We start from the raw sequence: 23019 nt of genomic DNA on the forward strand, positions 1-23019 counted from the left end.
TCTGGTTGACCCAGCGAAAGAGATAAAATGAACGCCCCGGAAACCACACGCTATTTAACCCTGGACGCTTTGCGCGGCTTTGCTGTCATGGGTATATTGCTGATGAACATTATCGCCTTTTCCATGCCGGAAATGGCTTATATGAGCCCCTCCGTTTACGGTGGTACGGACACACCAGATGTCATCGCCTGGTTGCTGTCTTTCCTCTTCGTCGATGGCAAGATGCGGGGGCTGTTCACCATCCTGTTTGGTGCGAGCATGATGCTGGTCATCGAGCGCGCTCAAGCCAAGGGAGAAAATCCGGCGAAGGTCCACTATTCGCGCATGCTCTGGTTGGCATTATTTGGTTTAGCGCATTATTTTCTGATCTGGTGGGGCGATATCCTGTTTCTCTATGCCATAATCGGTTGCGTCGCATTCCTGGTGGCTCATTGGGACAGTAAACGGCTCATCCGTGTTGGATTGCTCATCTATTGCGTAGGGTTTGTAGTCTTTCTGCTGTTCACGGGCAGCCTGATCTACCTGCAAGCTCTTGCAATAGAGGCTGGGCCCGGTTCCGCCATGGACATGGAATATCAGGAAGCGATGAAAGACATCGCGACCAGCGCATCTGCATTGGCCAAAGATATCGCCATTCATCAGGGCAGTTACACAACTATATTTGCGGACAAACTCGCGGAACACTGGTGGGGTCCAATCGGTATGGTGTTGATGAGTTTTCCAGAAACGCTGCCGTTCATGATGATCGGTATGGCGCTTTACAAAAACCGCTTCATGACCGGTGAGTGGGAAACAGTGCGCTACAGGAAATTTGGCATTGGCTTTGCGTTCCTGGGCCTCCTGCTGTTGATTCCATTGGCGGCGTTGATGATATTAAATCAATTCGATCCGCTGATCGACTTTAACAGCAGTGTGGCCTGGTCGATGCCATCGCGCCTGATGATGACAATTGGTTATGCGGCCTTGTTCATTTTGCTGATCAAGGCTCTCTCTAACAGCCCCTTGCTGCACCGGATCGCAGCCGCCGGACGCGTGGCCTTTTCCAACTATATCGGCACCAGTATATTGATGACCTTTATCTTCTACGGCTGGGGCCTGGGTCTTTATGGTCAGATAGATCGTGCCGAACTCTATCTATTCGTGCCCAGCGCGTGGATTATCATGCTGCTCTGGTCCAAACCGTGGCTGATGCGCTTTCGCTATGGTCCATTGGAATGGCTGTGGAGATCGCTGTCACGGTTTGAGATTCAACCATTGAAAATCAACAGATCTTAAACAAGTGCGTTTTTGCTATTGCGATCTATTCTCATTAGCCTTATACGAGTCGTGTAAGGAGCCCAAATGGTTGTTTGTGTCTGCAATGCGATAAAGGAAAAAGACCTGCGAGCCGCGGTGCGCAACGGGTCTGAGAAGCCGAGCGAAGTCTATGCCGAACTCGGACGGAAACCAAAATGCGGCCAATGCCTGTCGTTTGCGCGAACCATTATCGAAAACGAAGTTGCGACCGCTTAGCATTCTCTTTATCAAATCATTGAAATAATTGGCTTTTCTTGGGAACAAGCCCTTCCCTACAGGGCTGCGCTCGTGTATAACGCTATCCAACAGATTTCCCCACTGAAAAGGAATACGCCATGAAGGGTGACGCAAAGGTCATTGATTATTTGAATGAAGCGCTGAAAAACGAACTGACGGCGATCAACCAATATTTCTTGCACAGCAAGATGCTAGACAATTGGGGCGTCAGCAAATTGGCCAAGTTTGAATATGAAGAATCCATCGACGAGATGAAACATGCCGACAAGCTGGCTGAACGGATCTTGTTCCTCGATGGCCTGCCCAACTTCCAGCTACTGGGTCGATTGAAAATCGGCGAATCTGTGGAAGAAATCCTGAAAGCCGATTTGGCGCTGGAGCACGAAGCACTACCACCTCTAAAAGATGGCATAGAATATTGCGAAAAAGTACGCGACTATGTGACGCGCGATCTGTTTGCTGAAATTCTCGAAAGTGAAGAAGAGCATGTCGACACGCTGGAGAAGCAGTTTGACATGATCGAGCGCATGGGCATCGAAAACTATGTCCAGTTGCAGTCAGAACCGGCGGAGTAAATCATTCAGCCCTAGCCGAGATGGTTGGTAAGACCGGTTGAACGGCGTCCAGCCTCCGCAGGCTGGCGCTGTACTACCGGACTCGTTTCATGCTCCAATATTGGCATTGTTTCCTCAAACAGGGGGCGCAAGCCAACAACCTGCTCTATTATTTCGTCGGGTGTCTGTTGATGCTCAACACATTTACGCGCGGTCATTTCGATGAGTTCGGCTAAAGCGGCCAACCGGATCGCGCCAAATTGCAGCGACTCTCCTTTTAGCTTGTGCGCCGGCATGACGACCTGGGCTGCGTCCTTGGCGCGTAGAGCAGCTTCGATCTTGACGATCGATTGCGCTCCATCTTCGCGGAAATAGCCTAATATGCGTACAAAATCAGGCCCAAGCGAAGATCGCGTTTCGCTATAGACCGCCCAGTCAATCAGTTCGCTATCAAGCTGCGTCAAAGATCATATCCCTAAGAGAAACAATAGAAACATATTTCTAGGGGATAGTTTAGAACCCAAACTGTAAAGACTTGGTTATCAGCATGGAAAAAAAATTAACCATAGCGCGGAATTGATGGAATGAACCAAGCTATCAATCTTTGTCATGATATGGGTTTTTGGGAGATCTTATGATCAGCCGCACCGGCACGCCGCCAAAACCCAGCTCGCGGCGGATACCGTTGATGAGATATCTGCGATAGCTTTCTGGCAAGTCATCCACACGCGTTCCGAAAATTACAAATGAAGGTGGTCTTGTCTTGGCCTGCGTAATGTAACGTAGCTTGATCCGCTTTCCACCCGGTGCCGGCGGCGGATTATCCTCGATCGCATCTTCAAACCAGCGGTTGAGTTTTCCCGTCGCAACCCGCTGCGACCAAATCCGCCGGCTCTTGAATGCCGCTTTCATCAGCTGGTCGATTCCCTTGCCGGTAAAAGCAGAAACAGCGATAAGCGGCACGTCTCGCACCTGTGCCAGACCATCGTCCAAGGCAGCACGAATACCGTTGAAGAGCTTGCTCGGCCCCTCCGCGACATCCCATTTGTTGATCGCAATGACCAGACAGCGTCCTTCTTGAATAGCCTGGTCAGCGATACGCAAATCCTGCGCCTCAAGTCCTTTTGTGGCATCAAGCAGAAGCACGACGACTTCAGCGAAATCTATCGCCCGCTTGGCATCGGCGACCGACAGTTTTTCCAGCTTGTCATTGACCTTGGCACGCTTGCGCATGCCAGCCGTGTCAATCAACCGGACCCGCCGATCCGGTTCAATGCCATCAAGCTTTTCATCCTCGGTCAGCGCATCATCATGCCAGACCCATTCGACAGCGATACTATCACGGGTAATCCCCGCTTCAGGGCCAGTAATCAACCGGTCCTCGTCGAGCATCTTGTTGATCAATGTCGATTTACCCGCATTGGGTCGTCCCACAATTGCCAATTTAAGGGGAGCCGCTTCATCAATCGGTTCGTCCTGTGCTGCGGCCTCAAAGGCCTCAACATAAGGACGCACTGCCTGAAACAGATCAGCAATGCCGTCACCATGTTCTGCACTCAGCGCAATCGGATCGCCAAAGCCCAGAGAATAACTTTCCAAAATTCCGGATTCTGCAGCCTTGCCTTCGGCTTTGTTGACCAACAATATGACTGGCGTTTTGGAACCCCGCAACCAGCGGGCAATTTCTTCGTCGAGCGGTGTCAGACCCGCTCGACCATCGATAACGAACAAGGCCAGCTCCGCCCCGGAAACCGCCATTTCCGTCTGATGTCGCATCCGTCCGGGAAGGCTCTTTGCATCTTCATCTTCATAACCGGCAGTGTCGATAATGTTGAACTCTAGCCCCAGCAGATTGGCTACGCCCTCACGCCGGTCACGTGTTACGCCAGGCCGATCATCGACAAGCGCCAGCTTCTTGCCAACGAGCCTGTTGAAAAGCGTAGACTTGCCAACATTGGGCCGCCCGATAATTGCAATATTGGGCAGCATGGAGCCGTTCCCGTTCCTTATCTAATATCCTTAGCGAAACGCCGAAATGCGGCCGCTATTGTCTAATATGTAGAGCATTCCGTCTGCTACGATTGGAGGCAGGGATACGCCTTGCTTCAGATCAAACAAGGTCGTGCTGCTGCCTTCTTCCAATGAGACAGAAACCAGATCGCCTTCGGTGCTTGCGACAATCAGGCGATTGCCAGCCAATACCGGGCCAGTCCAGTTGATCGGATTTTTCTTCTTTTCTTCGTTGCGGTAGGCCGCCAATTGACTGATCCACCGCACTTTTCCGGTCGGCCGGGCTATGCACAAAAGCTTCGCATCATCGGTCAGCACAAATACCCATTCTCCGGAGACCACAGGAGTTGCGATGCCAGCGATGTTCAGCTCCCAGATACGCTGTCCCGTGACCAGTTCGTAAGCCGCCATCCGGCCGCCCTGCCCCAATGCGAAAACACGTCCGCGATCAATGACCGGGTCAGCATCAATGTCCGACAGGGTAGCAACAGATGTTGAAATGCTGGTCCGCGCCAGTGCATCATTCCAGAGATTACGGCCATTTTCATAGCGATAGGCCGTTAACTCACCGGATGAATAGCCGGCAATGACCGTGCCCTGGGCCGCTGCGGGTGCAGCAACACCAAAGATACCGGCCAGACCAACAGTCCCAGCCTCATTCCATTGCACCGCACCATCAGCCTGACTCAGTGCATAAATCTGGTTATCCTGAGTCATGACATAGACATTGCCATTGGAGATCGTCGGTGCTCCGCGTAGCGGACCCGCTGGCCGGACTTTCCAGACCTGACTACCATCCGCTGCATTGAGAGCAACGACATCACCGACCCCATTGGTGGCATAAACCATTGTCCCCGCAGCGCTGGCACCTCCGCCAAAGCGAGAAGGCTTGCCATCGCTTTGCACTTCGATTTGCGTCGACCAGACTTTCGCGCCGGTTTTGGCATCAAAAGCATGTACCATGGCCCGGGTATCAACGACGAACAGACGTCCACCAGATACCACCGGGGCAGCGGCCAGCCGCTCTCTCTTGTTGGTTCCACTAACGTCAGCGGTCCAGACACGCGTTGAAGCCGAGCCCAACGCAACATGTCCCACCGATTTCCCGGCATTACCTCCAGACTGAGCCCAATCAGTATTCGCGCGAGGTGCCGGAACAATAACCGAGATACCAGCCAAGGCTGGATCTACCTCTGCACCACTTTCGCCGGTCAGAATGTTGGTCCGTTTACCCAAGGTCGGCGTGTCTTTTTTCTTGTCGTCTCCACCACCCAAAACGGCGCAACCGGACAATAAGGAAACAGCTAACAGTCCAGCACAAAACTTGGAGATATGCTTGTTTTTAACCGAAATCATTACTCTGTCTCTCCCTCACTCGCTGCCGGTTCTGCTGTTTCGGCGGCGGGATTAATCTCTCCATCGGTGTCCAGTTCAACCGCGTCTATTCCTTGTACTCCAGCCATCTGCAAAGCACGTGACCGGATCGTTGGTGGCACATTGTCATCCTTTGCAAGTTGCGCAAATAGCGGTCCTGCCAGATCTGTCTTTTCCAAATTCAAATAGGACAACGCAACCATTTCACCGGCACTGCCAAACCATGGATTGCCTGGCACCGCGAGCGGTTTCAGCCGGTCGATCACTGCCTGTGGCTCCAGCGTGTCAAATTCAGCTGTCGTCTGACGGATGAGCGCAAGATCACGAAATGGTTGTGGTAACTCTGAATCATCTACAATCGCCTGATACCCGGCAATGGCAGCTTTCGCGTCCTGTTTCTCCAGCGCAATATTCGCCTGCATCAGTTTAGCTGCGGCTTTATATCCTTCCTGATTCGCTTCTTCCAACGATTTCAGGGCTGTTGCCGCGCCATCAAGGTTATTCCGCTTCACGCTATCGATAGCAGCGACATATTCCTCACTGCGCACCCCAGATTCTTCTTCCAGACTGTTATTATAGAATATCCAGCCGGCCAGCGAGGCCAAGCCGACGACAACAGCCACACCAATTCCGATGCCATAACGGCGCCCGAAATTTTTCAGATCGTCCTCTCGAACAGCATCATCCACCTCACGCATGAACACCTGTTCCTGACGGTCTGATTGTTCTTCCGGGGTATCTTTGTCGTCTTTGGCCAACCTGGCCTCCTTCAATCTCTATTCTTTGGCAGGAAGCATCTATGTACCTCCCAAAAATTCATCGCTAGTCCTTTAGCGATGGCTCATGAAAAGTCCAAATATATCGTCCATTTCCGAATGCTGAACAATTGGTTGTTAAAACACGGGTTTCATATCATTTTTTAGGTTGATAAAGTTGATCAGGGCCTGGAAAACTGCGGTTTCGAACTTCCTCTGCATAGCTTTCTGCAGCCTGTTCGATATTTTCCGAAATATTGTGATAGCGTTTCACAAAACGCGCGGTGCGTTCGAACATCCCCAACATGTCTTCTGTCACCAGCACCTGACCATCACACTGGGCCGAAGCCCCTATGCCGATCACCGGTACGTCGACGCTTTTGGTCACGGAAATGGCAATCGGCTCCAGCACGCCTTCAGCAACCATCGCGAAGGCACCGGCATCGGCAACTGCCTTGGCATCTGCCAAGATCTTTTCATGCTCTTCCTGAGTGCGGCCTCGTGCAGCATAACCGCCCAGTGCGTTTACGGCCTGTGGTGTCAGACCAATATGCGCCATCACCGGAATGCCGCGCTGCGACAGGAAAGAAATAGTGGAAGCCATCGATTGGCCGCCCTCCAGCTTCACCGCTGCGCATCCGGTTTCCGCCATGATCCTGCTGGCTGATTCAAACGCCTGTTCCGGTGATTTCTCATAAGAACCGAAAGGCATATCGACGACAACGAGACTGTGATAGCTCCCTCGCACAACTGCAGCGCCATGATTACACATCATATCAAGGGTAACCGGTAAAGTGGACGGCAAACCGTAAATCACCTGGCCGAGCGAATCTCCCACAAGAAGCATGTCGCAGTGCGCATCGAGCAATTGGGCTGTACGGGCGGTATAGGCGGTCAACATGACTAAAGGCTCTTCCGTTTTGCCCTCAAACTTTCGGCGTTGAACGGCCGGAACAGTCAACCGTTTCAACGGTTTAGGAGTCGGATTGGCACGGCTGGTCGAAGTGTCGAGTGTGAATGTTGTAGACATGACAGATTACATAACTCCCACAATGCAATAAGGCCAGCGTTGCGTTTATTCGGAAAATGCGGCATCAAATAGGTCTCTCGCGACTCACCTTCACATTCCACCTCCAAACTATTGGAATTCCCTATGACATCGGCTCGAAAGCCGCAGTCCATATTGCTGTTCGTCGCGTTCATTGTGTTTATCGACATGATGGGAATCGGCTTGATACTTCCGGTCATGCCTTCGCTGATCACCGATCTAACCGGCGCCTCCATTGACCGTGCTGCAGAAATTGGCGGTTGGTTGCTCTTTGCTTACGCAATGATGCAATTCCTGTTTGCTCCAGTGATCGGCGGTTTGAGCGACCGTTTCGGCCGGCGACCTGTATTGCTGACAACATTATTCCTGCTGGGACTCGACTATGCGATCATGGCCTGGGCCCCTGATCTGGTCTGGCTATTCATCGGCCGGATCATTTCCGGTATCATGGGTGCGAGCTGGGCCGCAGCGAACAGCTGTGTTGCGGATGTTGCAAAGCCGGCAGAACGCGGAAAATTTTTTGGAATATTGGGCGGCGCAGGCGCTTTTGGCTTTGTCATCGGGCCGGGGCTTGGCGGAATATTGGGTGAATATGGAGATCGCCTGCCGTTTATTGCTGCATCGATATTAGCGCTTGTTGGCACGGCCGTTGGCATCATGATTCTCAAAGAAACGCTGCCTCCGGAAAAGCGCAGAAGCTTCTCTATTACGCGCGCCAATCCGTTGGGTAGCGTCATGCAAATGTCCAAAACACCGTTGGTAATCGGTTTTTTATCCACGATATTCGTACTCCAATTGGCTGCCCAGGCCCAGATTGCCGTATGGGCTTACTGGCTGATCGAACGATTCGACTGGAGCAAATTGGAAATTGGGTTCAGCGTAGCGCTGTTCGGAATATTGTTGGCCCTTGTCCAAGGTGTTTTAACCGGTCCCGTGATATTGCGCTTCGGAGAGAGACGGACGGCCTTAATCAGCCTGATGTTCGGGATGCCCGCCTATCTCTGCTTCGCCTTCGCCCCGTCCAGCGGGTTCGTCTATCTTGGTATCGTTATTGGCGCCGCTAGCGGCTTCGCCTTTCCGGCCATGCAACAGATGATGAGCACGCGTATAGAGGAGGATGCACAGGGCGAATTACAGGGTGCGATAGCAAGCATGATCAGCCTGACGTCAATTTTCGGCCCAGTAATGATGACTGGCATATTTGGCGCTTATGCAGACAAACAGGGATATTACTTTCCTGGGGCTCCTTTCATCGTTGGAACCGTTTTAATGGCGGTGTCGGTAATCATCTATGCGGTCACTGTTCGGCGTCATTATTCCGCAAGCAGCTGATCGGCGGCCTGAGATGCCTCTCTCGGACTATCACTGAACAATCCATCAATGCCCGTCGCAAGAAAGGTATTTATTTCCGCCTTGATATCGCCGTTGGCGGATGCTGTATCGCCACCTTGAAACTCGGTGGGCAGAAATATATTTTCGATGCGGAACGTCCAAGGATGCACCACAAGCCCTGCTTTGTGAGCGTCGGAAACAAGGCTCGTCGGATTTTCAAGACGCCCTGACATGTGGCGCGGAATCACGAGGTTTTTGGATGGCCCAATTCCATCGGCATATTCGGCTATTTCCGCCAGACCATTGCTCATCACCATGTCTGTGTAGCGAATGCCCGGTAGATCAAAAGGGCCGCCCTGATCGGCGACCAACTGAACCAGACGAATTTCGGTCTTTGCATTGAGCGCCCGCAAGTTACCAACTTCGAAAGACTGAATGAATACGGGATCATCAGCATCGGTAAAACCATATTGCTTGAGCAATGCTAGCATCGGTTCCTCATGCGCCAATCCAATAGAACTGAAATATGATGGATGTTTGGTTTCAGGATAAACGCCAATCCGCTCGCCTGTTTTCGCCTCATGCGCTTTGAGCAGCTTTAGCACTTCTTCAAAAGTCGGAATTTCAAACTGACCATCATATTTCATGTTTTCAGGCCGCACGTCCGGCAACCGCTCTCTGGCGCGCAAGGTCTTCAGTTCTGCGAGCGTAAAATCCTCTGTGAACCAGCCAGTATAGTCCCGTCCATCAATGGACTTCTTAGTTTTACGGTCGGCAAATTCTGGCTTGTCAGCCACGTTTGTCGTTCCGCTTATTTCATTCTCATGCCTGGCAACCAGCACACCGTCTTTTGTCAGAACCAAATCGGGTTCGATAAAATCAGCGCCGTAATCAATCCCGCGTTGATAGGCCTCCAACGTATGTTCCACTACGTTACCGCTAGCGCCGCGATGCGCGATCACAATGGCTGGCTGACCGGATAATGTCGGTGCAGGTTTGACTGACATGTCACTATTCTCCGATTGCGGACTGCATGCACTCACGATGACCAACAGCAAAAGCGGTAAAAAGATACGTCCAAACATCAAAGGGATACTTCCACGCCCTTCCAGAAAGCAATTCGGTCCTTGATCTCGCTCGCGGCCTCTTTTGGTTCCGGATAATACCAGGCAGCATCGGGATTCGTTTCAGCATCGACCACCAAAGAATGGTAAGAAGCGGTGCCTTTCCAAGGACAAAAACTGGTCGTGTCGCTGTCTGTCAGCATATCCGCCTTTACAGCGCCCCGCGGAAAATAATGGTTACCTTCAACCACCACGGTATCATCGCTTTCCGCGATTACTGCTCCGTTCCATTTTGCCGTAACCATCTTGCTCTCCATTGCTTCAAACCCAGGACTATAGTCACCAGAATAACCAGCGGCATCCATATCCATATAGCTTCCGATTGTAACACTTTCATTCCACGTGTGGAGATAAAATCCGATATGCCGATCGGTGACACTGCGATGGGCGTCATAGGCGCAAAATGGCGGGTTTCATCCCACGGCCAAAACAAAGCCGCACCCAATCCGCCATTTGTCAGCGTATCTAACAACCCGTGTGACGCCATCGCGATAAACAGGAAAAAAGCCGCCAGAAAAAAACGTCTTGGCCGGATTAGTGCGACCGCAAATAGGGCTGCAGCGGCGGCGAAAGCCAACGAATGCGTTGCTCCCCGATGCCCCCAATTATCGGCATAATCGATCCCGAAACCAAAGCCTATGACATCCGCATCGGGCAGCATCGCAAAAACGATACCCGTCACGATTACCGGAGCTGACAGGCGACTGCGACCCAGCAACAACGCCCCGGCAATCGGAACGGCCGCGTGGGTCATTATGGTTGGCATCGAATATGCTCTAGCTGTTACGCGCTGTCAGGCCTGCTGCCTCGTAATCTGCGGCTTTAAAACCGACAACTAGTTCGTCACCATGCTCCAGAACCGGGCGTTTAATCATGCTGGGGTTTTCCGCCATCAGCATTATCGCGCTGTTCTCGTCGATATTTTCCTTCATCATGTCAGGAAGCTTCTTGAAGGTGGTACCACGCTTGTTGAGCAGCGGCTCCCACCCCACCTGCATCACCCATAGTTCCAGCATATCCTTGGTAATACCGGATTTCTTGTAATCATGAAAAACGTAATTGATACCGTTTTTCTCCATCCAGTTGCGTGCCTTTTTGATCGTGTCGCAATTGGAAATCCCGTACATTTTGGTCTCGTTACTCATAATCATCACCCTATTTTTTCTGCGCAGCCAACCAGAGACAAATGTCGCTCACGGGACACCGGTCGCATTTCGGACTCCGGGATGTGCAGATTTTCTTGCCAAACTGAATAAGCCAGAAATGTCCATCTTGCAAAGCCCAATCGGGGTTTCGTTCTTCTAATTGTTGCGCTGTTCTGTTGGCGACCTGCGCATCGGTTCATCCATTACGATTGGAAAAGCGGTCGGAACGTAAAGAAGGACAAATATGATCATCTGGAGCTTTCTAACGTTTCAGAAGCACTTTCCGGACCCCTATTTCTCCGGCTTTATGTCGAAATGTAGCACATCCTCGCGGGTGCCAAGACCCGTGTAAAGCGTGATAGCGGGGTCATCACCATGATCTGCCTGAACAAACACAACCCATGCCCCTCGTTCCACCGCGATTTCACGCAAGGCATCAATCAATCGCGTTGCGATATTCTGCCGACGATATCTTTCCAGCACCGCCACGTCATAGAGATATATTTCGGATCGCTCCTGCTCGAGCTTTTGAATTTCATAGGCGGCAATCCCGCCTACCACCCTATCATCAACAAGCGCGACCAAGCCGATGAAATGATCAAGGGTCAGCAACTTTTCCAGATAATCCTTGCTGGAAGCCTTGGGATCATATGTTGCTTTGTCTTCGAACCCCTCGCCAAAAACGTAAAGTAGTTCGCGGGCAAGCTCTGTATCTGCAGGAGCCAATTGCCGGATGACGGCTGGGGAAGGGTTATCCATCAATCAAGCCTCCGTCCGATCGTGACAACCGGTTGCACCTCATATCCCAGCGCTTTGTAAAACCCGATAGCCTGTTCATTATCGTCCCGCACCATCAGCTGGATTTTTGGTGCATCGCGTTCACTCAGCCACTGCTCGGCTGCCGCCATAATCATCCGTCCAAATCCCTTCCGCCTGCCATCCGGCAAAACACCGAGATAATAGACCCAACCGCGATGGCCATCGTCACCGACCATGACAGTTGCCAACAGTTTTCCGTCCTCCTCGAGGCACAGGATATCAGATGTTGCACCATCAATAGCGCGTTTGAAATCGGCATCAGCATTATTCCATGGGCGGGTCAGGCCGCAGGCTTCCCAAAGCGATAGCACCGCCTCACGATCATCCGCCCCGGCCCGGCGTGTTGGAGGATGGATATTCAAGGTGCCTGCTTTCCGGAAGCCTGTCCTGTCTGACAATCGCCGCGCACCGGACAGTTCGCACAATCGGGACTGGAAGGTCGACAATGGGTCTGGCCCAGCTTTTTGACCAGCAGATGATGCTCGTCAATATCCGCTGCCGACCAGCCGGGCGGCAGAACCGGCATCAGGACATCAAAGCTGCGCGTCGTATCAGCTTTGGGCGGCACCAGCCCAATGCGCTGGACCACTCGGCGGTGGTGTGTGTCGATGACCAGCGCTTTGCGCTTCAGCGTGCTGTTGCTCATCACGCCCGCACTGATCTTGCGCGCAACGCCGGGTAAGGATTCCAGCCATATCATGGCTTCTGCGGTTGTCATATCCGTCAGATGAGACAGATTGGCGGCCCCGCATCGGCTAGTGATTTCAGACAGGCAATCCTTTAGCCGACTTGCCGAAAGGTCAGGAAAAGTCTGATTTGCGAGATAGTCCGTCAGCGTTTCCAGCGGCAGCCCTGCAACCGCCTCCCAACTGCCGAAATCAGCCAATAAACAATCTGTCGAGGCGTTGGATATTGCGGTTTTCGATCGCGCGCCGATCACACCCTGCACCAGCGTCCAAACCGGATCGCGGCGTTTGTCAGCAGGGCGTATGATCCGCCCGAAACGCACAATCAGCTGCTGCTGAACGCGGTCCAGCAAGGCAGATCGGGAATCGAAATCGAAGGTCACTTGCATGACCAGAAAGATGCCTTGCAACATCATACATGACAAGAGGATTGCGCTCGATCAGCGACAATCGGAACAAAGCAGCCGTCAGATATCGACGACGATCTTGCCGAAATGTGCGCCCGATTCCTGATGGCGGAACGCATCGGCCAGGTCCGCCAGCGGAAAATGCTTGTCGAGCACTGGCTTGATTCCATTGGCCTCAATCGCGGCGATCATATCAATCTGTTGCGCGCGACTGCCCACAGTCAGGCCTTGTACGCGCAGATTTTTGGCCATGAGCAGGCCCGTCTGAACTGGTCCCGCAAAGCCGGTCAACACGCCGATCAATGCGATATGGCCTCCAATGCGAGTCGCCATCATCGACTGGTCGAGCGTCCCAGGCCCGCCAATTTCGACCACGCAATCCACACCTGCACCGCCGGTGAGTTCAAGGACTTTCGGTCCCCAGGCTTCGATTTCCTTGTAATTGATCAGATGATCGGCGCCCAAGTCTTTGAGCCGCGACAGTTTTTCGTTGGATGAAGAAGTCGCGATCACCGTCGCGCCCGCTGCCTTGGCAAATTGCAGTGCAAAGATGGACACGCCGCCCGTGCCCTGCACAAGCACTGTGTCGCCGGGCTTCACACAACCATCGACGAATAACGCGCGCCAGGCGGTCAGGCCCGCACAGGTCAGCGTTGCCGCTTCGGCTGCGCTATAGCCCTTGGGCGCGTGGGTCCATGATGTCGTAGGTCCGACGGCCTGTTCCACTGCATAGCCGTCAATCCCGTCTCCGGGCACACGCTGAAACCCGCCTTCCGGTGGCGGGCCATCAATCCAGTCGGGGAAGAAGGTAGAAACCACTGCATCGCCGACTTTAAACTCGGTAACGCCCTCACCCACTGCTGTGACTTCGCCCGCGCCATCCGACATGGGAATGCGGTTCTCTGCGGTCGGCAGCATGCCTTTGACCACCGCATAGTCATGATAGTTAAGCGATGATGCGCGCAACCGCACCGCAATTTCACCCGGACCGGGAGCGGCAGGGTCTGGGAGATCAACCAGTTTGAGATTGTCGAGCGAGGCGGGGGATTGGAGTTGGATGGCTTTCATGGGGTTCTCTCCTTGCGTTAGTTTAGTTCTTCGTCAGCCTGAACCTTTTGATCCTCAAGAACCACAGCTCACTAAATCGCCCTATCACTCCCACTCAATCGTCCCCGGCGGTTTCGAGGTATAATCATAAACCACCCGGTTTATCCCCTTCACTTCATTGACAATCCGCGTCGCCACGCGCGTCAGGAAGCTTGCGTCAAAGGGATAGACATCGGCGGTCATGCCGTCGGTGCTGGTCACCGCTCGTAGTCCGCAGACGCTGTCATAGGTGCGGTGGTCGCCCATCACTCCGACCGTCTTAACGGGGAGCAAGACCGCGAAAGCTTGCCAAATCGCATCGTACAGACCGGCATTTCTGATTTCTTCCAGATAGATGGCGTCGGCTTTGCGCAAAATATCGCAACGTTCCTTGGTCACTTCGCCGGGAATGCGGATGGCAAGGCCCGGGCCGGGGAACGGATGGCGACCAACGAAAATTTCGGGCAGCCCCAGTTCGCGGCCCAGAGCGCGGACCTCGTCCTTGAAGAGCTCACGGAGCGGCTCGACCAGCTTCATATTCATGCGCTCGGGAAGGCCGCCGACGTTGTGGTGGGATTTGATCGTCACGCTGGGACCGCCGGTAAAACTGACGCTTTCAATCACATCGGGATAGAGCGTGCCTTGTGCAAGAAAATCGGCACCGCCAACTTTTTTCGCTTCGATCTCAAACACATCAATAAAGGTCTTGCCAATAAACTTACGCTTCTTTTCCGGATCGGTTTCGCCTTTCAGACCATTTAGGAACAGTGTCTCGACATCGAGATGCACCAACGGAATATTATAATGGCCCTTGAACAGGCTCACCACCTGATCCGCCTCTCCCTGACGCATCAACCCGTGATCGACAAATACACAGGTGAGCTGCTCGCCAATCGCCTCATGGATCAGCACGGCTGCGACCGCGCTGTCAACGCCGCCGGACAGGCCGCAGATTACCTTGCCATCGCCGACTTGCTCACGAATTTCCTTGATCTTGGCCGCCTTGAATTCCGCCATCGACCAGTCGCCGGCACAGCCGCAGACATGGCGGACGAAATTGGCGATCAGCTTGCCGCCATCTGGTGTGTGGACGACTTCAGGATGAAACTGCATGCCATAAAAGCGCTTTTCATCATCCGCGATGATCGCAAAGGGCGCGCCTTCCGTGGTTGCAACGATCCGGAAACCGGGGGCAAATTCGGTGACCTTGTCGCCGTGGCTCATCCACACCTGGTGTTTTTCGCCGACCTTCCAAAGACCGTCAAACAGGACGCAGCTTTCTGAAATCTCGATAAAGGCACGGCCGAATTCGCCGCTCTCACCGCCTTCAACCTGGCCGCCCAGTTGCGTCGTCATCACCTGCTGACCATAGCAAATACCGAGGACCGGAACACCGGCCTCCAGAAAAGCCTGCGGGATGCGTGGACTGTCTTCTTCTGTCACACTGGCCGGGCTGCCCGAAAGGATGATCCCTTTGGGCTTCATTCGCGCAAATGCTTCTTCGGCACTGTTGAACGGAGCAATTTCCGAGTAAACTCCGGCCTCGCGGACCCGGCGTGCGATAAGCTGCGTGACCTGAGAGCCGAAATCGACGATCAGGATGGTTTCTTCATGGGCAATAGACATGAAGAGCGCTTAATCTGGCACGGAGAAAGAGTCTATAGATTGTAGCGCGGATTATGAACTTTGTGCTCGAATTTAAAGCCGTGCGAGCAGCTTATCGATCTGTGCTTGCTGATCGGCACTCGCGAACGCCTTTAGGCTAGCTATCACACGCTTTGCGTCCGCCACTTTCCCGTTAGCGGCCAGCGCATTGGCGAGATGCCAGCGAATTTCCAGGTTACCCGGCGCACGGGAAGAAGCCTGCCGCAGCAGTTTCAACGCTTCGGTCTTGTCCTGCCCCGATTGCAGCAGCGTCCAGCCCAGCGTGTCCAGCACGTTGGGATCATCTGGCGTTAGCGCGAAAGCGGCGCGAGCGAATCTCACGGCCTCTGACTTGTTGTCCAACTCCAACTGCACCAGCGCGCTGTTGTTCATGACAATCGCATTGCCGTCGAGACCGGAAGCCCGCAGATCGGCGTAGATAGATTCGGCCTTGCTCCATTGCTTATTGGCTATGGCCTGTCCCGCGTCGGTCATTTTCAGCGCGATATCATTGCGCCCCTCTGGTACTTGCGCCCGGCTTTCAAAACCGGCGGCCAACGGGTCGTTTTGCAGTTTCCCAAGTCTGGCCGCCAAAGCCAGCAATTGCGGGGTGGCGTTGGCGCGCTGCGCTGCCGGTTTTACCAGTTCATATGCTTCGATTTCATTTCCCACGGCTGCGAGCGCCGATCCCAGCACCGTGGTGCCTTGTACGTGACCCGGCATGCCGACCAAGAATTTGCGCAGGCGCTCAATTGCCTGCTCATGATTGCCCTGCAAATAGGCGATTTCTCCGCGAAGCAGAGCAGCACCGGGTACATCATCCAACGCCTCACCTGCGCCCTGAGCCAGATCATGAGCCCGGTCGATATCGCCATCATTAAAGGCAATTCTGGCCATCAGGAAAAGCGCCATCGGATGGCCGGGAGCCAGCTCCAGAATGCGTTTTAAACTGGCTTTCGCATCTTTTGCGTTACCCAAATCTGCGTCGACGGCAGCGACAGAGAAAAGCGGCGTGATGCTATCGGGGTACAGTTCAAGCGACTTGCCGAAAGTGGCTTTCGCGGCAGGTAGATCCTGACGCATTAGCGCTAGTTGGCCGGACAGCAACAAGGCATCAAGGTTTTCCGGATCATGTTTGAGCGCAAGGGCAGCCGTACGGCGAGCTGCGCTAATATTGCGTCTATCCACTTCATAATTTCCGCGAAGCGCCAGAAGCCCAGGATCATTGGGCGCGGCGGCAAGGCCATCTGACAACGCGGCCACAGCTTCCTCTTCTCGGTCCAGCGCAAGCAGCGCCTGTGCCTTCACCCAATAAGCCAGGTTGGCATTTTCAGGGTCCGGGTTGTCAGTCAGGGCCAGAGCACGTTCCGGCATGTTGCGCAGCAGCAGCGCATGAGCCATCAGGCTTTTTACTTCCGCCTCATATTCCGCATTTCCCGACAGTTTTTTCAAAGCCGCTTCCGCACCGACACCATCGCCAAGACGTAGAAGCGTTTTGCCGTAAAGTAAGTTGGCCGCCGGGTCCGCGGTATCTTCTTTCAATGCAGACATCAGATAGATGCGAGCCCCGCGAAAGTCATTTTCAGCAAAAGCCGCTTCTGCATCTGCCATCGGATCATTGCCGTCCGACGAACAGGCGCTAAGCACAAGCGAAAGCGCAAGCAAAGAGGTCGTTACGGTGGATTTTGACGCAAGTTTCATGACCTTTGAATAGCCCCAAAAGCCTTTAAAAAGGGCTAATCCGCATCATGCCATAGCGGCCAATTGCAGACAAAAAGAAACCGGCCGATAATGAGCTCGCCCGGTTCCAGTACTCTGATTGAACTTAATGCTTATACAGCAAGCTTTTTGCGGCGACGGCGTGTGCCCGCCCAAAGTCCGCCCACGGCGAGGCCCAGTAAGCCCAGAGCACCCGGCTCGGGTACTTCCGATGCAATCTTGTCCAGGTTGAAATTAATATCCCAGTGCCGAACGGCATGACCGTGCGGGTTCAGGATATTCAGCCAGGCCGAACCGCCAAAATTCTTGTTCTTGTCATTGGCACCATGACCAAATTGCAGTGTGGTGTTGCCGGCAAATGGATCGTTCGGGTTCACGGTATAAACCGCACCGTCAATGCTGATCGTACCAGAACCGTTGGTGAAGAAATCAATATCCGGCGTATCGGTGACAGGATTAAAATTGCCGCCGCCATTCTTATAATCGAAATTAGTACCGTCGATGGTTTCCAGGAAATTGCTAAAGTTCAGGTCCAGCGTTGCGACCTGCCCCGAACCGTTAATGGCTGTACCGGTCAGTGTCGCCGTCTGCGCATCGGTATCATAGCTGAATGTCGTACCATCCTGAAAAGAATAGCGACGATTACAACCCCGGCCGGTATTGCCGGTGTAAAGACCATGCTTACAGGACCCGCCAGTATAATTGGTCGCTGCATAGTCGATAACCCCTGCCGAAGCCGGCGTTGCGTAAGCAGCTGCGAGACCGATGGCGGTCAGTGTTGCTATGGAAATCTTGCGCATGATGTTGTTTGCCCCGTTTTCTATCTTTTCATCATCCGGGTCCCAATCAGTTCAACGTTAACATTTGAACAGACGAGATCCGCTTAATGAAAAGATAAGCAGAACATATGCCATTTTTGAAAAAGACTTATATTACAGATAGCTGGTTGGTTAAATTCTTGTTAACCATGTCATAAATGTAATCATTATCGACAATAAAGCCTTTAGAGATGTGGTTAACCGGCCGCGGCAAGTTCTTGTTGGGCCCGATCCCGCAATTCCGTTTTCAGGATCTTGCCAATATGGCTGCGCGGCAGCTCTTCAATCAGGTGCAGTTCCGACAGGCGCTGGGTCTTGCCAAGTTCGGAATTGGTTGCCGCCTTCAATGCTTCGAGATCCAGCGATGCGCCGGGTTCCACCACCACGAATCCGACCGGTGTTTCTCCCCATTGCCTGGAGGCAACGCCAACGACGGCAGCATCAGCGACATCCGGTTGCGCCATCAACGCTTCTTCCAGATCACGGGGATAAATGTTGAAGCCCCCTGATATAATCATGTCCTTGGATCGGCCCATCAGCGTGATGAAGCCGTCCTCATCGACTTTGCCGATATCGCCCATCCGCTGCCAGCGGTCGCCATTTTCATCATACCAGCTGGCCTCCTCGGTTTTTTCCGGCTGGTTCTGATAGCCGCTCATCATGGTCTGCGAGCGTCCAACCAGTTCGCCCATCTCGCCAGCGGGCAAGCGGTTGAGTTCTTCGTCCACCGTGATCACTTCGCTGCCACCCCAAGCGATGCCGACCGTGTGCAGCTTGTCAGGATGCGCATGCGCCAGCAGGATGCAGACAACACCCCCCTCGGTCATGGAATAAATCTCGATAAGACCCCCGGGCATACGCTCCAAGACCTCGGCCTTCAGTTCCGCCGAGAAGGGCGCACTGGTGCAATATTTATGAGTGAAGTGGCTAAGATCATAGTCGTCAAAATCATCAAAATCCATTAACCGCTGATATTGCACCGGGACCAACATGGTATGGGTCGCACGGTTTTCCTGCGCCAGCTCCAGCCAGCGCTGGCAGTCAAACTTGCGCATGAGAATCGATGTCCCGCCATAGGCAACGGTCGCGACAAAAATACCAAGTGTCGTGTTTGAATAGAGTGGCGTGGAGAACAGCGAGACCTGGCCGGGTTGGCCGTAGCCGGAGTTTTCACCCACCGCCATCTGATACCAGCGCATCTGGCGGCTATGGACAATGCCCTTGGGTGTGCCGGTGGTGCCACTTGAATAGATGATGTTGAAGGGGTCTTTGGGACCAACGCCCGGATCGGTAGGCTTTGTGCCTTCTGCCGCCATCCAATCATGCATCAATGGCGCGCCTTCTTCTGCGGCATCCATCATGATATGCTTTAGCGGAGGCAAGTCGATGCCGCTTTCGAAAAGCTCGGCGCGTTTGGCCCTATCGACAAATAAATGCATTGCGCCGCTGTCAGCCATCATGTTGGCGAGCTGCTTAGGTGTGGCGGAAGTTGTCAAAGGGGCCGCGCAACCGCCCGCAACAATGGCGCCAAGATAGGCGATAGCGTAGCGGATGGTTGTCGTGCCCAGAATCGAGACCGCTTGCCCTTTTTCCAACCCATCTGCCTGAAGCTGGGCCGCCGCCCTGTTGACCAAAGCCGCAGTTTCCCGCCAGTTCAACCGTTCCTCACCATCGTCTAGGGCGATACGGTCCGGCTGGTTTGCAGCATGGGCATGGATGAGATCGGATAAGTGGCCAAAAGGTTGGTCGAGATAGGCGATAGGATCAATTTTTGTCATGCTGCGATGTTTCCTGCATCGCGCGCGAAAATGCAATCCGCCATTTTGCCAACCATCCGGAACATTACCTATTGTTTCGGGATGCGGATAACGGGAAACCCCGCTCGACTTGGCGCGAAAGCGGTTCTCGTTTCTGACTGGACCATCAATATCGCCACGGCTCAAAGATACGGAAACAGCAGACCCATGCCGATACCGCCCCTTCCTGAGCTGCCGTCCATTCGCCTCGGCCAGCAATCAGCGAAAATGCATAGCTGGATACAGACCCGGCTTTGGGCGCAGGTATTGGTCGCATTATTGCTCGGCATTGCGGCCGGGTTGCTGCTCGGCCCGGAAGGCGGCCTGATTTCAGCCGAAACGGCGCGCTGGCTGGGCGCCTGGCTCGCACTTCCCGGCCAACTTTTTCTGGGCCTTATCGCAATGGTTTTGATCCCGCTGGTATTTGCCTCGATCATCGGCGGTCTGACCGGCAGCGGGTCAAGTGATGCGCTGCAACGGATCGGGCTGCGCTTTGCCGGTTTCGTCCTCGCGACCACTTTCGCCGCGGCTACGATTGGCATCACGCTTGCCGGTATATTGCGTCCTGGTGCAGGGCTGGCCGGTTCATTCCGGGTTTCAACCGGTACGCCTGTCCCGAACGGCGAAGCGACCACATTTGATCTCGGCAAGGCGCCAGAATTGATTTCAGCGATCCTGCCCGACAATCCCACCGCGTCTATCGTGCAGGGTGATTTGCTGGCGGTTGTCGTCCTCGCCCTGCTGGTCGGTATCGCCGCGACACAGGTAACGCGAGACCGGATAGAGCCGTTTCTGTCTGTGCTCGACGCGCTATTGTCCATCTGCATGACCATCGTCAAATGGGCGATGTTCCTCGCACCCCTGGCTGTTTTCGGCATGATGGCGCAGCTGGTCATGCAGATAGGTCTCGATACACTCTTAGCCGTATCCGCCTATGTCGGTACCGTCCTGCTCGGTTTATTGCTGCTTTTCCTGCTGTACCTCTCCATCCTGGCCATTTTTTGCCGGATAGGGCCCATCACGTTTTTCAAGAAAGCGGGGGAAACCTTGCTACTCGCTTTCTCAACATCCAGTTCAGCAGCTGTCATGCCCTGCACCGTCCAGTCGGCGAAGAAGCTCGGTGTACCACGGGACATCGCAAACCTCGTTGCGCCATTGGGGGCAACCATGAACATGGCCGGAACGGCTTTGTACCAGAGCGTCGCGATCCTGTTTCTTGCGCAAATGTCCGGCATTGAACTTAGCGCAGGCCAGATCATGGTGATGACTGTAACATTGGTCGCCTCTTCTATCGGCGCTCCCGGAACGCCGGGGGTCAGCATCGCAATTTTGGTCAGCGTTGCTGCTGGATTTGGAATCCCCGCCGACGGCATGGTCATCGTGATGGGCGTCGACCGGATACTGGATATGAGTCGCACCAGCGTCAATGTCGCGGGTGATCTGACCGCTAGCACCCTGTTGCGCAAAGTCGCCGTTCTGGCTGCGAAACAACCAGCCGAACAAAGCATTTAGCCTCTACAACATGGTTTTCGAAACAAGTTCACCCTCTCAAACAAAGGACAAGAAATGACAAACTCCCCTATCCCAACCAACTGCCTGGTCGTTGTGGCCACTGGTGCTGAAGCCAAGCTATATCGCAATATCGGCGGCGAGGATGGTATCAAGCTGCGTGCAGAGAGTACGATCAATCCGAAAAACCTAAGCTCAGAGGGCCCATCCGGCTCCTATGTTGCCGATTCCTCACCAAAAGAGACCGATGAAGCGACTTTCTCAAAGCAACTGGCGCATCATCTCTATAGCCTTGTGAGCAGCGGCGGTTTTGACAGTCTCGTCTTGGCTGCGGATCCGGATAGCCTGGGCGAGATGCGGCCGCTATTGCACAAGGAAGTGACCGACAAGATCGTTCTGGAAATGAGCAAGACGCTGACCAACTCGTCGATCAAGGATATCGAACGAACGATTCAGAATAATTAGGGTCTGAAATCCCGCGAACGGGGCCAGACTAACCGGCGACCAGTCTGACGAACGTGCTTTCGACCCAGCCGCTTTTGCAGGGGCCGTCATAGTTACGCTTGGACCGCACCGGCGAAGACACACCGCAATCCTGTGATCCGCCGGTTGCGGCACCGTCAGCGTTTGGCTCTGCTGCTGCCGCGGTGTCATCATAAACAATGCCCAGCCATTGCTGGTCATGGCTGCGGGTGCAGATGTGGACCAACTGGCCCGCCGACAGGCTGTCCTTGCGTTCTGCGGCATCAAAAGGCGCGATCAGGACGTCAAGTTCAGCTTCCCGCAAGCCGGTGACACGGCCCATCGCCTGACAGGCATCAAAGCGAGGTCCGCCTTCACCAATACGCACCGGACGTTCACCGGGATTGGCACCAACCCGCTCCGTCCGGCCCGTGGGATTGGCGGTATCGGTCTGACTTTCCTGCAGGTCATCGCTGACTTGGGTTGTCTCTGAACAGGCGCTGGCGGCAAAACAAATCAGCACGGCGGGGATCAAGCTTCTCATCATGTCTATGGTCTAGACCAAAATACCGGCTTTTGGAAAGATTCGAATGAGGGCATGCCTCAAAGCACAATTTGCGTCTGGGTCACAACGGCAACCAGTGTTCCATCTTCCAACGATAACCGCGATTGCCATACAGACTGCCTTCTACCGACTTTCAGCGGCACAGCTTCGCCATAAACAATCTGCCCCTCTGGCGCGGCATTGAGGAAATTTGTCTTGCTTTCCGAGGTAGTGGTGCCGCTCGATCCTTCGGGCAGATTGGCAAAACCACCAAAAGCGCCCAGAACATCGGCGAACGTCATCACTGCGCCACCATGAATGGACGGCGTGCCGCGACCATTGCCTGCGGTACAAATATCTGGCCGAACCAGCATCTCGCCGCGGATTTTCTCCTTGGTCATTTCGGTGATTTTAATGCCCATAGTTTTGGCGAAAGGGACGATATCGGCGGGGTTACTCATATTTTTACGCTCTTTATCAGTTTGGTTCACGCGAAGACACTACCTTCTTATGGTTGTTCACAATAGGCTTTCAACCCTCTTTAAAGGTTAGAGAGCCGAAGTTCTTTAAAAGACCAAGTGGCAAGTGCATAAAGCGAATATTTCACCAGAATTTCTTCGCATTGTTCGCGCCTTCGCGCGAGAAAAAACTGGC

General features: G+C 53.7%; 26 protein-coding genes. 6 read left to right on the forward strand and 20 right to left on the reverse strand.

Annotation, left to right across the window (positions count from 1 at the left end; translation table 11 throughout):
- The first annotated feature begins 27 nt into the window (after window positions 1-27).
- The 3 genes from AC6I9Z_RS13850 to bfr all read left to right on the forward strand — a co-directional run bounded on the left by AC6I9Z_RS13850 (window position 28) and on the right by bfr (window position 2108).
- On the forward strand, window positions 28-1275 hold the full coding sequence (locus tag AC6I9Z_RS13850) for a DUF418 domain-containing protein (RefSeq protein ID WP_461456353.1): 1248 nt from the start codon (window positions 28-30) through the stop codon (window positions 1273-1275).
- Between the two features lie 66 nt (window positions 1276-1341).
- A complete protein-coding gene (locus tag AC6I9Z_RS13855) occupies window positions 1342-1512 on the forward strand; it encodes a (2Fe-2S)-binding protein (RefSeq protein WP_108810468.1) in 171 nt (56 codons plus the stop codon).
- Window positions 1513-1631: 119 nt separating this feature from the next.
- Window positions 1632-2108 carry a bacterioferritin gene (gene bfr / locus AC6I9Z_RS13860; protein WP_109356584.1) on the forward strand — a complete coding sequence of 159 codons (477 nt, stop codon included), beginning with the start codon at window positions 1632-1634 and terminating at the stop codon, window positions 2106-2108.
- A gap of 11 nt (window positions 2109-2119) precedes the next feature.
- Here bfr and AC6I9Z_RS13865 read toward each other — a convergent pair whose 3' ends face one another.
- The 5 genes from AC6I9Z_RS13865 to panB all read right to left on the reverse strand — a co-directional run bounded on the left by AC6I9Z_RS13865 (window position 2120) and on the right by panB (window position 7256).
- Entirely contained in the window at window positions 2120-2551 is a 432-nt protein-coding gene (locus AC6I9Z_RS13865; protein ID WP_109356583.1) for an Hpt domain-containing protein, read from the reverse strand.
- A 133-nt stretch (window positions 2552-2684) separates the two neighbouring features.
- Window positions 2685-4076: a ribosome biogenesis GTPase Der gene (der, locus tag AC6I9Z_RS13870; protein ID WP_461456354.1), complete on the reverse strand. Its 1392-nt coding sequence runs from the start codon at window positions 4074-4076 to the stop codon at window positions 2685-2687.
- A gap of 30 nt (window positions 4077-4106) precedes the next feature.
- Window positions 4107-5453 (reverse strand): outer membrane protein assembly factor BamB family protein, encoded by a 1347-nt coding sequence (locus AC6I9Z_RS13875; protein ID WP_461456355.1) that lies wholly within the window; start codon window positions 5451-5453, stop codon window positions 4107-4109.
- The gene (locus AC6I9Z_RS13880) at window positions 5453-6229 is read right to left on the reverse strand and encodes a tetratricopeptide repeat protein (protein ID WP_461456356.1); all 777 of its coding nucleotides are present in this window, start codon (window positions 6227-6229) and stop codon (window positions 5453-5455) included. The genes AC6I9Z_RS13875 and AC6I9Z_RS13880 overlap by 1 nt, the downstream gene beginning before the upstream one ends.
- A 154-nt stretch (window positions 6230-6383) precedes the next feature.
- Window positions 6384-7256, reverse strand: a complete 873-nt coding sequence (panB, locus tag AC6I9Z_RS13885) for a 3-methyl-2-oxobutanoate hydroxymethyltransferase (RefSeq protein WP_461456357.1) — start codon at window positions 7254-7256, stop codon at window positions 6384-6386.
- 123 nt (window positions 7257-7379) lie between these two features.
- Between panB and AC6I9Z_RS13890 the strand changes: the two genes are divergently transcribed.
- Complete coding sequence (locus AC6I9Z_RS13890; protein WP_461456358.1) at window positions 7380-8606, forward strand: TCR/Tet family MFS transporter; 1227 nt, start codon at window positions 7380-7382, stop codon at window positions 8604-8606.
- Here AC6I9Z_RS13890 and AC6I9Z_RS13895 read toward each other — a convergent pair.
- The 13 genes from AC6I9Z_RS13895 to AC6I9Z_RS13955 all read right to left on the reverse strand — a co-directional run bounded on the left by AC6I9Z_RS13895 (window position 8588) and on the right by AC6I9Z_RS13955 (window position 19832).
- Window positions 8588-9613 carry a glycerophosphodiester phosphodiesterase gene (locus AC6I9Z_RS13895; protein ID WP_461456359.1) on the reverse strand — a complete coding sequence of 342 codons (1026 nt, stop codon included), beginning with the start codon at window positions 9611-9613 and terminating at the stop codon, window positions 8588-8590. The two genes, AC6I9Z_RS13890 and AC6I9Z_RS13895, sit on opposite strands and share 19 nt — an antisense overlap.
- Before the next feature lie 77 nt (window positions 9614-9690).
- Window positions 9691-9975 carry a DUF427 domain-containing protein gene (locus AC6I9Z_RS13900; protein ID WP_461456360.1) on the reverse strand — a complete coding sequence of 95 codons (285 nt, stop codon included), beginning with the start codon at window positions 9973-9975 and terminating at the stop codon, window positions 9691-9693.
- Entirely contained in the window at window positions 9945-10496 is a 552-nt protein-coding gene (locus tag AC6I9Z_RS13905) for a metal-dependent hydrolase (RefSeq protein WP_461456361.1), read from the reverse strand. The genes AC6I9Z_RS13900 and AC6I9Z_RS13905 overlap by 31 nt, the downstream gene beginning before the upstream one ends.
- Window positions 10497-10506: 10 nt before the next feature.
- On the reverse strand, window positions 10507-10875 hold the full coding sequence (locus AC6I9Z_RS13910) for an ArsC family reductase (protein WP_254054360.1): 369 nt from the start codon (window positions 10873-10875) through the stop codon (window positions 10507-10509).
- Between the two features lie 10 nt (window positions 10876-10885).
- Window positions 10886-11008 carry an iron-sulfur binding domain-containing protein gene (locus AC6I9Z_RS13915; RefSeq protein ID WP_461456362.1) on the reverse strand — a complete coding sequence of 41 codons (123 nt, stop codon included), beginning with the start codon at window positions 11006-11008 and terminating at the stop codon, window positions 10886-10888.
- A 158-nt stretch (window positions 11009-11166) separates the two neighbouring features.
- A complete protein-coding gene (locus AC6I9Z_RS13920) occupies window positions 11167-11634 on the reverse strand; it encodes an AAC(3)-I family aminoglycoside N-acetyltransferase (RefSeq protein WP_461456363.1) in 468 nt (155 codons plus the stop codon).
- A complete protein-coding gene (locus AC6I9Z_RS13925) occupies window positions 11634-12056 on the reverse strand; it encodes a GNAT family acetyltransferase (RefSeq protein ID WP_461456364.1) in 423 nt (140 codons plus the stop codon). Before AC6I9Z_RS13925 ends, AC6I9Z_RS13920 begins: the two co-directional genes overlap by 1 nt.
- A complete protein-coding gene (locus tag AC6I9Z_RS13930) occupies window positions 12053-12769 on the reverse strand; it encodes an endonuclease III domain-containing protein (RefSeq protein WP_461456365.1) in 717 nt (238 codons plus the stop codon). Before AC6I9Z_RS13930 ends, AC6I9Z_RS13925 begins: the two co-directional genes overlap by 4 nt.
- 78 nt (window positions 12770-12847) lie before the next feature.
- Window positions 12848-13855, reverse strand: coding sequence for a zinc-dependent alcohol dehydrogenase family protein (locus AC6I9Z_RS13935; protein WP_461456366.1), 1008 nt, complete (start codon window positions 13853-13855; stop codon window positions 12848-12850).
- A gap of 84 nt (window positions 13856-13939) precedes the next feature.
- Window positions 13940-15499 (reverse strand): glutamine-hydrolyzing GMP synthase, encoded by a 1560-nt coding sequence (gene guaA, locus AC6I9Z_RS13940; protein WP_461456367.1) that lies wholly within the window; start codon window positions 15497-15499, stop codon window positions 13940-13942.
- A gap of 72 nt (window positions 15500-15571) precedes the next feature.
- Complete coding sequence (locus tag AC6I9Z_RS13945) at window positions 15572-17218, reverse strand: tetratricopeptide repeat protein (RefSeq protein WP_461456368.1); 1647 nt, start codon at window positions 17216-17218, stop codon at window positions 15572-15574.
- A 131-nt stretch (window positions 17219-17349) separates the two neighbouring features.
- Entirely contained in the window at window positions 17350-18036 is a 687-nt protein-coding gene (locus AC6I9Z_RS13950; RefSeq protein ID WP_461456369.1) for an SP85-like N-terminal domain-containing protein, read from the reverse strand.
- A 215-nt stretch (window positions 18037-18251) separates the two neighbouring features.
- Window positions 18252-19832 carry a class I adenylate-forming enzyme family protein gene (locus AC6I9Z_RS13955; RefSeq protein ID WP_461456370.1) on the reverse strand — a complete coding sequence of 527 codons (1581 nt, stop codon included), beginning with the start codon at window positions 19830-19832 and terminating at the stop codon, window positions 18252-18254.
- A gap of 186 nt (window positions 19833-20018) precedes the next feature.
- On the opposite strand from AC6I9Z_RS13955, the gene AC6I9Z_RS13960 reads away from it, so the two are divergent.
- Together AC6I9Z_RS13960 and AC6I9Z_RS13965 are read left to right on the forward strand one after the other, a co-directional pair.
- A complete protein-coding gene (locus AC6I9Z_RS13960; RefSeq protein ID WP_461456371.1) occupies window positions 20019-21362 on the forward strand; it encodes a dicarboxylate/amino acid:cation symporter in 1344 nt (447 codons plus the stop codon).
- A 54-nt stretch (window positions 21363-21416) separates the two neighbouring features.
- Window positions 21417-21824: a host attachment family protein gene (locus tag AC6I9Z_RS13965; RefSeq protein WP_461456372.1), complete on the forward strand. Its 408-nt coding sequence runs from the start codon at window positions 21417-21419 to the stop codon at window positions 21822-21824.
- Window positions 21825-21852: 28 nt separating this feature from the next.
- On the opposite strand, the gene AC6I9Z_RS13970 is transcribed toward AC6I9Z_RS13965, so the two are convergent.
- On the reverse strand, window positions 21853-22368 hold the full coding sequence (locus tag AC6I9Z_RS13970) for a hypothetical protein (RefSeq protein ID WP_461456373.1): 516 nt from the start codon (window positions 22366-22368) through the stop codon (window positions 21853-21855).
- Between the two features lie 56 nt (window positions 22369-22424).
- Window positions 22425-22826, reverse strand: coding sequence for a PaaI family thioesterase (locus AC6I9Z_RS13975; protein ID WP_461456374.1), 402 nt, complete (start codon window positions 22824-22826; stop codon window positions 22425-22427).
- Between the last annotated feature and the right edge of the window lie 193 nt (window positions 22827-23019).

Source organism: Parasphingorhabdus sp. (genome assembly GCF_059726685.1).